Source organism: Brevundimonas sp. (genome assembly GCF_035561115.1).
In the GTDB taxonomy this organism is placed as follows: Bacteria; Pseudomonadota; Alphaproteobacteria; order Caulobacterales; family Caulobacteraceae; genus Brevundimonas.
Genome location: NZ_DATMYH010000034.1, coordinates 1 through 10,820, shown reverse-complemented (window position 1 = coordinate 10,820; position 10,820 = coordinate 1). Strand labels below are relative to the sequence as shown.

Genomic DNA, 10,820 nt, shown 5'->3' with positions numbered 1-10,820 from the left:
GGGCTGGGCGGCGACGGGCGCGACGGGCGCGGGCGGCGGCGGCACGGCGACCAGCGTCGACAGGCTGGCCTCGGTCGCCTGACGATGCACGTCGACCGGCCCCAGACCGGCGCCGCGCGACAGGACCTCAAGCCGCCCCGGCTGTTCCAGACGGGCAACCTCGGCGCGCAGCAGACGGACCCGCTGGCCGTTGTCGGTGATCTGACGCTCCAGATCGGTGATACGCGCGCTCTCCCGCGCCGCGGCGGCCTTGGCCAGATAGACCGAGAACACCATGGCGGCGACCAGCATGACGCCGATGATCTCGACCCAGCGGATGCCGCGCACCTTCCAGGCGTAGAGACGGTTGAGGGCGGCGACGGCCGAACTCATGCGGCGATCCTCCCCCACGGCGCGGCGTCGGTGCGGACGGCGGCGCGCAGCTTGGCCGACCGGGCCCGCGGATTGGACGCCAGCTCGGCCTCGCCGGCCTCGTGCGCGCCCTTGAACGACAGGGTGAAGCTGGGCTTGCGGGTTTCGATGGCGACCGGGGCGTGGCGCGAGCCGCCGGGGGCGTTGCCCGTGCGTTCGGTCAGGAACGCCTTGACGATGCGGTCCTCCAGCGAATGGAAGGTGACCACGACCAGCCGCCCGCCCGGGGACAGCGTCAACTCGGCGGCTTCCAGCCCGGCGCGCAGTTCGCCCAGCTCGTCGTTCACAGCGATGCGCAGGGCCTGGAACACGCGGGTGGCCGGATGGATGGCCGCGCCGCGCCGTCCGCCCAGCGCCTTTTCGACCACGGCGGCCAGATCCAGGGTGCGCTCGAACGGCTTTTCCACCCGCCGGCGCAGGATGGCCGTGGCGACCCGGCCCGACTGGCGCTCGTCACCGTAGAGTTTGAAAATGTGGGCCATCGGCCCGTGGTCCCAGGTGTTGACGATGTCGGCGGCGGTCTCGCCTTCATCCGACATCCGCATGTCCAGCGGCCCGTCGCGCATGAAGGAAAAGCCGCGCTCGGCCTGATCCAGCTGCATGGACGACACGCCGATGTCGAAGACGACCCCGTCCAGCTTCGCCTCGCCCGATTGCGCAAAGGCGTCGGCCAGACCCGAGAAGGGCGTGCGGATCAGCTGGAATTTTCCCGGATAGTCGTTGGCCACCGCGTCCGCGTGCGGCTGGACGGTCGGATCGCGGTCGAGCCCGATCACCGTCGCCCCGGCCGCCAGGATGGCGCGGGTGTAGCCCCCGGCGCCGAAGGTGGCGTCGATGATCACGTCGCCGGCGCGCGGGGCCAGCGCCTCGATCACCTCGTCCAGCAATACCGGGGCGTGCGGGCTCATGCGCCCTCCCCGTTTCCGTCGTCGCCCAGCATGACCTGGCGGGCCAGGGCGCGGCGGGCGTCGCGGCGGGCGTTCCAGCGCGCGCGGTCCCAGATCTGGAAGCGGGGGCCCAGGCCGACGATGACCACGTCCTCGCCCAGGCCGGCGTCCTGGCACAGGCTTTCCGGCAGGGTGATGCGGCCGCCGCCGTCGTACGACAGCGGGCGCTGGCCGGCGTAGAAGGTTTCCTCGAGCGCGGTGCGCCGGTCGCTGCCGAACGGCAGGGCCTCGATACGGGCGACGTATTCGGCCATCAGCTTGTCGCCGCCGGCCTCAAGGCAATCGGACGCCATGGAGAAGAAGCAGAAGACGCCGTGCTCGGCGCCGTTGTCGGCGGTGCGGAACTCCTGCGGAATCAGCAGGCGTCGCTTCCCGTCCAACTGTTTCTCATAGGTCGAGAGAAACACGCCCTGCCCAACTCGGGTCTCGCAACCCGCCCCTCTGATCCCCTGAACACCCTTCAGAGCAGATGGGATAGCATGGGATCAACTGGGTCTCAATGGGATTAGTTGACGCCGGTTAACCTGATAAGGGTCGGAAAACGCTGTAACGATGGGAACATACACAGAACATCGGAAGTATAGGGATGTATCCCCTCTAGACATGTAAGCCATAATGTCGCATACTCTGGGCATGGAAAAGAAAGCCACCCCCAAAGGTCCGACCCTCCGCCAGTTTCAGGCGCGGTTCCCGACTGAGGATAGCTGCCTTGAGCATCTGAAGCTGGTTCGCTACGGCGTGAAACACGTCTGCGCCAAGTGCGAGCGCGAGGCCAAATACTACCGTGTGAAGGCCCGCCGTTCGTATGAGTGCGAGCATTGCGGCTATCAGATCTATCCGACCGCCGGGACGCCGTTCCATGGAACGCGGACGAGCCTGCGCGACTGGTTCCACGTCATGTTCATGTTCACCTCGACCCGCAACGGCGTGGCGGCGAAGCGTGTCCAGCGTGAGATCGGCGTGACGTACAAAACCGCTTGGCGCATGTGCAAGCTGATCCGGGCCTACATGGGCTATGTGGACGGCGACGATATGCTGGGCGGCGGCTCGGTCATCGTTGAGGCCGACAAGACCTTCATCGGCGGCTACGACAAGAAGGGCTCCGACGACAAGAAGGTGGTCCTCGGCATGGTGGAGCGCGGTGGCAACGTCGTCGCCCGTCACATCCCCAGCCGGTCAGGCCGGTTCGTCGTCCCGTCGATCCTCAAGAACGTCCGTCCCGGCTCGGCCATCAACACCGACAGCGCCCGCGCGTTCGAGGCTCTGGAAATCCACGGCTTCACGCATCACCCGTACAACTCCGCCGCTGGCGAGAAGGGCGGTACTGCGGTCATCGAAGGCTTCTGGGGGATGCTCAAGCGCGGCATCAACGGGACGTACATCAGCGTCTCGCAAAAGCACCTCCAGACCTACCTCAATGAGTTCGAGTTCCGTTACAATCTGCGCAACCAGCCGCACACGATGTTCGACCGGCTGCTGCTGTCGTTTCCGCGCGGGACGTAATCGTACGGTCTTTCGGATGGTCCGATGAACCGTACCACTTCAATTGCGATGGTCCGGTGCCTACGTTGGCGTTGGTGTTGCGCGGTCGGCTTGATGAAGTTTTCCAACTTTAGTTGAAACTTCATCCAGTGGATGTTAGTTGTACCCCTGTCGTTGATAGCGAGCGAAATACAACGGCCCGCCCGAAAGGGTCCTGCGGAGCGCGGGGGTTAAGGGGCATTCTCGCACAGGATAGCCCCCGAAAGGGGGCTATTTCTTTTTGGGCGGTCGAGTGATCGGAAGGCCCTGAGCCACCTTTGATACCAGCGTTGCAAAGCTGATTGTGTCCATCTTGCTCCTAGGGAGCAGGTTGGGCCGCGGATGCGCGCTGACCACAAACATGGCCACGTCGGCCGCTGCCTTTTTGGCTTTGTTCAGGTTGAACACCACCAAGTACGGCGGCTCGAACGGAGATAGTTCTACCAACAGGAAATTGCGCTGCTTGGCGTGCCCCCTAGCCGGGAAGTACGCTTTTCCGACGCTCGCCGCGACAATGAGCTTGGGTAGGGCGTGCGAAAGAACAAGGCGGGTCATGCAGAAGCAGCGCACGTCGTTCGCGGGCCCAAACCGCTCAGCGGGCTGATCCTCCCCTTTCAGTTCTCGCGTGAAGGCGTGGTGGCTGAAGGAGACGAGAACTTTATACGTCGACGCCTCGGGCATCTTGGGCGTGACGTGAAGCATGAAGGGATCAAGGTGGGTGAGGTCGTGCTCCGCCTCATCCAGAATGAACTTACCCCATGTCACCCGGCTAACCCCGCTTCGCAGACTCTAGGGTCCGCGTTAATCGGGAGCCTCATCAGCCGCGCAACTATAGCGCTGACTCGTCGGGGCGAAAGGGTTAGCCCTCATCCTCGCGTAGATCATCCGCGTCCGGCTCTGTCGGAATGACAGGCTCTGGCTTGGTGAGCATCGCCTCTAGCAGCGCATCAAAGCGTTGCATCTCGTCAGGTTCGGGCATCTAGATCGCCTCCATGGGGCGGGTTTTACTCTTGATCGTTGGCTTTGTCGTGGCGCTTGGCCTCATGGGAGCCTCACAACCACAGAGCGCTGGCCAAACCGAGAAAGGCGAAGCCCGCCCCTCCGTAGAGCAATCCTTGGAGACGATAGCGGCGGCTGCGACGAAAACTGTCGAGCCGGTCAAGCCCACGGAATACGAGCGCCCATGCGAACCAGGCCAGGATCGCAGAGGTTCCGATCTTTGCGCCCAGTGGAAGGCGGCTGACGGCGCTACCAGCGGCGCTGAGTGGGCCAAGTGGCAAACCATCCTTTCGGGCTTTGGATTGGCTGGTCTCATCTACAGCCTTCACCTGACCCGCAAGGCGGTAAGGGCCGCCACTGAAGCCACCGACGACGCCGAAACCGCTCTTAAGATCGCCGCTCAAAACGCCGCGGCCGCCACCAAAATGGCTGAGGTTACTGCCGAACACGGGAAGCTTCAGAATGAGGCTGGCTTCCATTTTGTGCACGCCAACATGACGGTCTTGTTTGATGAAATCTTGATAGCCTTCACTCTCAAGAACGTGCGCCCGACGGCCGCGGTGTCCGTCGGCGGCGACGCTACCTTCACCTTCACGATCCCTGACCAGCCACCAGTGACCGCCACCGTTCCCCTCTTGGTGGGAAACACCGAGGTTCATGAGGGTGCGGAAACCGGCCTTTATGCGAGGTGGGAGAAAATCAGTGAGGCGGTGAAAGAACAGATTCTCGCATCTACCTCTTTCGAGATCAGCGCCCGCTACTGGTGGAACACGGTCTTTCACGAACGGCTGGAGCGAACGGTCACAATCGTACCTCGCAACCCCCAGCCCTTCGCGTTCGGCGGCGGACCGGTCCCGCCTAATCCCAACTTCATAAACGTCATGCAGACCAGCACGACCGCCACCCGGACCAAGCTCGGCGGCGAGGGCTAGCGCCGCGATCAATCCAATCACCTGTCTATCTCTCCGTTACATGTTCGGAGGGGATACATCCCGAAGTATAGACAGGCTGTGGAACAATCTGCGCCGCATTCCGGGCCAGGGGGTTAACCGCGGAACGCGGGTCTCCTCCCCGTTCGCGACGCTCATGGGAGGAGACGCGGGGCCTCAAGCAGCGAGCGACCGCGTCGCGCCCCCCGATCAGGTCGGAGGGTGACGGCTCGCGCTCAGGCAGCGAGCGACCGCGTCGCGAGCGATAGCGCCCCAAAAATAGGGTGTCAGACGGCCTGTAAGCCGGGTTCTGTTCCGCCCCGAAGGACGGCGACGATCATTCCTCTGGACCGCCCATTGCTGGACGGTTCTCGCGACCTACCCGGACGCCTCGGGCGATGAACCCTGCGGCCGAAGCCGCGCGACGTCCCTATTCGGTCTTGCTCCAGGCGGGGCTTGCCATGCCGTCCCTGTTGCCAGCGACGCGGTGGGCTCTTACCCCACCCTTTCACCCTTCCCTGCCCCGAGGGGCAGGCGGTTTGCTTTCTGTGGCGCTATCCCTCGGGTCGCCCCGGGCGGGTGTTGCCCGCCGCCTTTTCACCGTGGAGCCCGGACTTTCCTCGACAAGGGCATAACCCCGGCCGCGACCGCCCGGCCGTCTGACGGGGCCTAGGTGGGCGTTTCGGGGGACGACGTCAACGTCGCCGGATCGGCCGGGGCGTAGCCGTAGATCCAGAAGGTTCCCGCCTCGTCCTCGCGGAACGGCGCGCCCTGTCGCACCAGCAGGTCCCGGAACGCGTCGCTGCAGTCGAGCACCTCGTCGGGGAGCAGCATGGCCACATGCCGGGAAAAGGTCGGCACGACCCTGATCCATTCGATCTCGAAGGAATCGGTTTCCAGCTCCCGCCAGTCGCCCCAGAAGGATGCCGGGCGCGTGTCCATGGCCGTTTGGCGCTCGCCCAGCACGGTCTGCAGGAAGAAGGAGGGCGGGAACGGCAGCTCCGCGTACACCGCCTCGCAGAGCCTCGCCCAACGGGTCTTGTTCATGAAGGAGGCGAGGCCCCGGCGTTCGACTTCGGCCAGCACCCTGGCCTTCATCTTCGGCCGCCCCACCTCCAGCCACTGCTTGCTGTGCGCGGCCCACCCGGCCTCGCGCTCCGCCGCCCGTTCCGCCTTGCTCAGCTGTCTGGTCACGACGGCGCCCCCTCACGTTCTCCGCCCCGGCTGTTCTGTAGCACAGGCAGGAGCGATCTGCGTCCGGCGGAGATTCCCGCCGGGCCGGGAGCCGCCGGCTTCGGGCGCCGCTCAGGCGACGCCGGTGACGCTCTCGATCGCCGCCAGCTGCAGCACGCCCATCAGGGTCGCCCGCGTCTCGCCATCGGCGACGCCATCGATCCGGGAAGACCGCCAATGGCGCTGGAACGCCTCTACGGTCAGCCGGGTCGCCTCGTCATACTCCCCGCCGGGAGTCAGGGCGTAACCCAAGCGGTGCAGCCCGGCGCGCAGGACCACGACTCCAAGCCCCTCGTCCCCGACGCCGAGGGGCGGCCCCAGGGCGGCGGTCCGCTCAGGCGCCGGTTCGAACCACAGGCCGTGGCCGACCGAGGCCAGCCGCTTCCACGGAAACCGTTCGCCGGGATCCTGCTTCCGTTCCGGCGCGAGGTCGGAATGACCGATGATGCGGGTGTCGGGAATGGTCCAGCGGGTGCGGATGTCGCTGACCAGGCTGACCACCGCGTCGATCTGCGCCTCCGGGAAGTCGCGGTAGCCGAACTCATGGCCGGGATTGACGATCTCGACGCCGATCGAGGCGGCGTTGCAGTCGGTCTCGCCCTGCCAGGCTCCCTTGCCTGCGTGCCAGGCGCGGCGCTCCTCGGCCACGAGGCGCAGGATCGAACCGTCCTCGTCGACCACATAGTGGGCCGAGACCCTCGCTTCGGGGTCCCGCAGCCGGGCGACCGCCTCACGCGCCGTCTTCATGCCCGTATAGTGCAGCACCAGCATGTCGGGCGGAGCCCGGCGGGCGTCGAAATTGGGGGATGGCGCGTCCTTGACCGCCAGCACCGTCAGCGGCCCCTCGCCTAGCGTCCCGGCCTCTCCCAGCCGTAGGCGACCCAGGCGCCATCGACCTTGCGGGCCTCGATGACGTCATCAGTGCGCCGGGCCCGGACGGTGACCTTGCGGCGGGCGCCCAGGGCCAGGCCGGCGAAGAACACCAGCACGGCGGCGAACAGGGCGATGACGGCCACGGCGGCCGCGGTGAACACGGCCAGCACCGCGCCCACGGCCATGGCGACCAGGGTCGCGACCACGCCGCCGAGCCAGAGGATCGACGCCAGCAAACCATTGGCCGGACGGCGGGCGCCGGGACCAAGGATCAGACGGTCGGACTGGGTCATGACTTCACCTTCACAGACGTTGTGAACAACGTCGAACAGCCAATGTCGGTCCGCGAGGGTGAACGGTCAATGACCGGCCCCTTCACAGGCGAGTGTTCCGCCCGCCCTACCAGGGCTGATCGGCCAGCACGGACGCGCCCGAGGCCCGGGCGCGGTCGGTCTGGATGCGACGAACCGTCGCCTCCGCCGCGGGGTCGTTCATGACTCCGCCTATGCCGATCAGCACGCGCGCGGCCTCGCCCGAGACGCCGAACATCTCCGACAGGGCCTCGAACGGCGATTCCGGCGTCGGATAGCGTTTGAAGCGGACGGACTCGCCGGCCGGAATGCGGGCCAGCTCGCGCGCCTTGGCGATGGCCTCCTCGAGGCCGCCCAGCTGGTCGACCAGGCCGAGGGTCTTGGCCTGGGCGCCGGTCCAGACGCGGCCGCGGGCGATCTCGCGCACCCGGGCCGGCGGGAGCCGCCGACCGGTCGCGACCCGGGTGATGAACTCCTCATAGGTCCGGTCGATCTGGGCTGCGAAAGCCGCCCGCTGGACCGGCGTGAACGGCTGCGACGGCGAGAAGGCGTCGGCGTAGTCGCCGCCGACCGTCAGATTGCGCATGTCGACGCCGAACCGGCCCAGGGCGTCGGCGAACACGAACTTGCCGCCGAACACGCCGATCGATCCGGTCAGGGTCGAGGGCTGGGCCACGATCCAGTTCGCCTCGGAACTGATCCAGTAGCCGCCGGATGCGGCGTAGTCGCCCATCGACACCACCACCGGCTTGCCTGCCGCCTTGGCCGCCCGCACCGCGGCCAGAATCTGTTCCGAGGCCTCGGGCGAGCCGCCCGGCGAGGAAACCCGGAACACGATGGCCTTGACCGCCTTGTCCTCGATGGCGTCGTAGATGGCCTCGGCCAGATCGTCCGACTGGATCGACGAGCCGCCGCCGAAGGGATCGCCGCCGCCCGTGCCGGTGTTGATCGCGCCCTCGCCGCCGACGATGGCGATGGCGTTGCGGCCGGCCCCCGCCCGCTCGCCCCTGGACGAGGCGTAGTCGGAAAATTCGACGATCTCGGCGCCGCGGCCGGCGCGGCGTTTGGCCTCCGCCTCCGCCTCCTCGACCTGTCCGATCTTGTCGATCAGGCGCAGCCGGCGAGCCTCGGCGGACGAATGGGGACCGGCTTCGATGGTCGCCCGCAACGCTTGCGGGGTCAGCTTCCGGTCCTGGGCCGCATTGGCGATGGCCGAGGCGTAGATCGAGGTCATCCACGCCGTCATCGCCTCCCGGTGGGCCGGGGTGAAGTCGCTCTCGGTGAATTCGTTGACGGCGTTCTTGTATTCGTAGCGCTGCTCGAACTGGGGCGTGACGCCGTATTTGTCGAAGGCCCGGCCCAGGAAGATCCCGTCGGACGAGAAGCCCGCCAGCTGGAAGCTGGCCGTGTTCTGCATCCACAGTTCGGACGCCGAGGCGCCGACCATATAGCTCGACACCGCGGTTCCGACGGGCTGGAAGCCCTGGCTGTGAGCGATGACGACCTTGCCCGAGCGGCGGAAGCGGCGCACCGCCTGGCGAATCTCGTCGGCCGCGGCGGGGGCGATCCCGCCCTCGGGCAGACGGATCAGCAGCGCCTTGATCCGGTTGTCGTCCTCGGCCTGGGCCAGCACGTCCACGATCTGCAGCGTCGACAGGTCTCCGCCGCCGAAGGCGGCGAAGGGATTGGTCGGTGTCTGGTCCGTGATCCCTTCGCGCAGGTCCAGCTCCAGCACGGTGTTGGCGGGCGTCGGCTCCTTGGAGGAGGCCGAGCTGATCGCCACGGTGATCAGGATGAACGGCACCACGATCAGGAAAAGGAACAGTCCGGCGAAGACGCCGAGCACGGTCAGGAAAAACTGCTTCATGGAACGGGACGTGGTCCGGGGCGCGGGCCGGGTCATGGCCACATTTTGACCATAGGGCGGCGCGCCTTGCCGTCAAATGAACGTCGCGTAACGGGCGAGCCGCGCCGCAGCATCGGATGCTGCGTCGCAACGAGAACGATTGATGGCGTCCCTGCGAACCCCTATATGAGCGGTCTGCGAGCGGGGGCCTATCGCCCCGCGTCACATCCGGACCGCACTCCCCATGCTGGTCACCCTGATGAAGGCCAAGCTGCACCGCGCGACGGTGACCCAGGCCGATCTGGACTACGAAGGCTCGATCGCCATCGACGCCGACCTGCTGGACGCCGCCGGCATCTTTCCGCACGAGCAGGTCGATGTGCTGAACATCACCAATGGTCAGCGCTTCACCACCTACGCCATCGAGGCCCCGCGCGGCTCGCGCGTCATCGGCGTCAACGGCGCCGCCGCCCGCCTGGTGCAGAAGAACGACAAGGTCATCATCGTCACCTACGGCCAGCTGCCGCAGGAAGAGGCCCGCCAGTGGTCGCCGACCGTGGTGCTGCTCGACGACCGGAACGAGATCAAGCACGCGGCTTGACGGCCGCCGGGTTCCGGCCTCCCCTCCCCTGTCGGAGGATCATCATGGAACGCACCATACGCGCCGCCCGCTGGCCCCTGTACGGGGCCTTCGTGCTCGCCTCCGTCGTCTCCACCATGCTGGCCGTGCCGATCGGGCTGGCGACCCTCGGCATGGAGCCGAACCAGGTGACCTTCCTGCCGCTCACCGTCACCGGCCTGCCGTGGAGCGGCCCCCTGTTCTGGATGGAGCTGGATTCCGTCACGCGGCTCGCCATCGCCCTGGTTTCCAATGTGCTGAACCTGGCCGTGGGCCTGATGCTGGCCCGCGGCTCGGACTGAGCGCGAAAGGGCCCCGGCGCGCGGCGCCGGGGCCCTCGTCCTTCGCCCTGCGGGAGGATCTAGCGGTTCAGATCGTACACGCCGGTGATGTCGATCCGCACCGTCAGCTCGCCGGCGGCGACGGGCGTCGAGCCGGCCGAGTCCATGGCCATCTCGGCGCGGGCGTACATCGGCTGCGGCGGCCGCGGGGCGTAGCCGCCGCCTTCCGACAGCGAGCGGATGCCGCCCAGATTGACGCCCAGGGCCTGGGCGTACAGCGCCGCCTTGGCCTGCAGATTGCGCACGGCCAGCTGGCGGGCCTGGTTCTCGGCCGAGGTCGGGTCCTTGAGGCCGAACGAGATGCCGTCGATCTGGTTGACGCCCGCGGCGACCACGGCGTCGGCGGTCGTGCCGACGGCGTCGAGGTCATTGATGATCACCGTCACCCGGTTGTTGGCCTGATAGCCGCGCAGCCGGGGCGGCTCGTTCTGGACGTAGTCGTACTGGGCCGACAGGTTCAGGCCCGAGGTCTGGACGTCGCGCGCCTCGATTCCGGCGCGGCGCAGGGCGGCCATGACCTCGTTCATCCGCGTCGCGTTCAGCCGCATGGCCTCGGCCGCAGTCGTCGCCTCGGTGACGACGCCGAAGCTGATAGTGGCCATGTCGGGCGCGGTCTTGACCTCGCCATAGGCCGACAGGTTCAGCGCCGGCCGGTCGGCCACGGCGTGGATCATCATCGGCGCGCCGCCCTCGGGCTGGGACTGGGCGCGGGCGGCGGGGGCGGCGAACAGGGCGGCGGCGGCCATCACCGCGCCGCTCATCAGCAGCAGGCGGTTGGACATGCCTGCGA

Annotated in this window: 13 protein-coding genes and 1 other RNA gene; 4 read left to right on the top strand and 10 right to left on the bottom strand. The window is 67.1% G+C overall.

Annotation, left to right across the window (positions count from 1 at the left end; all coding sequences use genetic code 11):
• The 3 genes from ftsL to VN378_RS04335 form a co-directional block, all read right to left on the bottom strand.
• Positions 1 to 372 (bottom strand): cell division protein FtsL (ftsL, locus tag VN378_RS04345; RefSeq protein ID WP_325741326.1); only part of this gene is annotated, 372 nt, incomplete at its 3' end.
• Entirely contained in the window at positions 369 to 1,319 is a 951-nt protein-coding gene (rsmH, locus tag VN378_RS04340) for a 16S rRNA (cytosine(1402)-N(4))-methyltransferase RsmH (RefSeq protein WP_325741323.1), read from the bottom strand. The genes ftsL and rsmH, both read right to left, overlap by 4 nt.
• The gene (locus tag VN378_RS04335) at positions 1,316 to 1,765 is read right to left on the bottom strand and encodes a division/cell wall cluster transcriptional repressor MraZ (RefSeq protein ID WP_300468648.1); all 450 of its coding nucleotides are present in this window, start codon (positions 1,763 to 1,765) and stop codon (positions 1,316 to 1,318) included. The genes rsmH and VN378_RS04335 overlap by 4 nt, the downstream gene beginning before the upstream one ends.
• A 226-nt stretch (positions 1,766 to 1,991) precedes the next feature.
• Here VN378_RS04335 and VN378_RS04330 point away from each other — a divergent pair, with 226 nt between their 5' ends.
• Complete coding sequence (locus VN378_RS04330; RefSeq protein ID WP_325741318.1) at positions 1,992 to 2,861, top strand: IS1595 family transposase; 870 nt, start codon at positions 1,992 to 1,994, stop codon at positions 2,859 to 2,861.
• A 249-nt stretch (positions 2,862 to 3,110) separates the two neighbouring features.
• On the opposite strand, the gene VN378_RS04325 is transcribed toward VN378_RS04330, so the two are convergent.
• Complete coding sequence (locus VN378_RS04325; protein ID WP_325741316.1) at positions 3,111 to 3,581, bottom strand: hypothetical protein; 471 nt, start codon at positions 3,579 to 3,581, stop codon at positions 3,111 to 3,113.
• A 413-nt stretch (positions 3,582 to 3,994) separates the two neighbouring features.
• Here VN378_RS04325 and VN378_RS04320 point away from each other — a divergent pair, with 413 nt between their 5' ends.
• The gene (locus tag VN378_RS04320) at positions 3,995 to 4,810 is read left to right on the top strand and encodes a hypothetical protein (RefSeq protein WP_325741314.1); all 816 of its coding nucleotides are present in this window, start codon (positions 3,995 to 3,997) and stop codon (positions 4,808 to 4,810) included.
• A 280-nt stretch (positions 4,811 to 5,090) separates the two neighbouring features.
• Here the strand turns inward: VN378_RS04320 and rnpB are convergent.
• From rnpB to sppA, 5 genes are all read right to left on the bottom strand, one after another.
• Positions 5,091 to 5,470: RNase P RNA component class A (rnpB, locus tag VN378_RS04315), an RNA gene on the bottom strand.
• Positions 5,471 to 5,476: 6 nt separating this feature from the next.
• The gene (locus VN378_RS04310; RefSeq protein ID WP_325741312.1) at positions 5,477 to 6,001 is read right to left on the bottom strand and encodes a DUF6678 family protein; all 525 of its coding nucleotides are present in this window, start codon (positions 5,999 to 6,001) and stop codon (positions 5,477 to 5,479) included.
• Between the two features lie 111 nt (positions 6,002 to 6,112).
• Entirely contained in the window at positions 6,113 to 6,871 is a 759-nt protein-coding gene (locus VN378_RS04305) for an N-acetylmuramoyl-L-alanine amidase (protein WP_414642214.1), read from the bottom strand.
• A gap of 17 nt (positions 6,872 to 6,888) precedes the next feature.
• Positions 6,889 to 7,206, bottom strand: a complete 318-nt coding sequence (locus tag VN378_RS04300; RefSeq protein WP_325741310.1) for a hypothetical protein — start codon at positions 7,204 to 7,206, stop codon at positions 6,889 to 6,891.
• Positions 7,207 to 7,312: 106 nt separating this feature from the next.
• The gene (gene sppA, locus VN378_RS04295; protein ID WP_325741308.1) at positions 7,313 to 9,091 is read right to left on the bottom strand and encodes a signal peptide peptidase SppA; all 1,779 of its coding nucleotides are present in this window, start codon (positions 9,089 to 9,091) and stop codon (positions 7,313 to 7,315) included.
• Positions 9,092 to 9,314: 223 nt separating this feature from the next.
• Here sppA and panD point away from each other — a divergent pair, with 223 nt between their 5' ends.
• Positions 9,315 to 9,671 (top strand): aspartate 1-decarboxylase, encoded by a 357-nt coding sequence (gene panD / locus VN378_RS04290; RefSeq protein WP_325741306.1) that lies wholly within the window; start codon positions 9,315 to 9,317, stop codon positions 9,669 to 9,671.
• Positions 9,672 to 9,715: 44 nt separating this feature from the next.
• Positions 9,716 to 9,991: a hypothetical protein gene (locus tag VN378_RS04285; RefSeq protein ID WP_325741304.1), complete on the top strand. Its 276-nt coding sequence runs from the start codon at positions 9,716 to 9,718 to the stop codon at positions 9,989 to 9,991.
• Between the two features lie 59 nt (positions 9,992 to 10,050).
• Here the strand turns inward: VN378_RS04285 and VN378_RS04280 are convergent, their stop codons facing one another.
• Complete coding sequence (locus tag VN378_RS04280) at positions 10,051 to 10,812, bottom strand: SIMPL domain-containing protein (protein ID WP_414642215.1); 762 nt, start codon at positions 10,810 to 10,812, stop codon at positions 10,051 to 10,053.
• Positions 10,813 to 10,820: the final 8 nt, after the last annotated feature.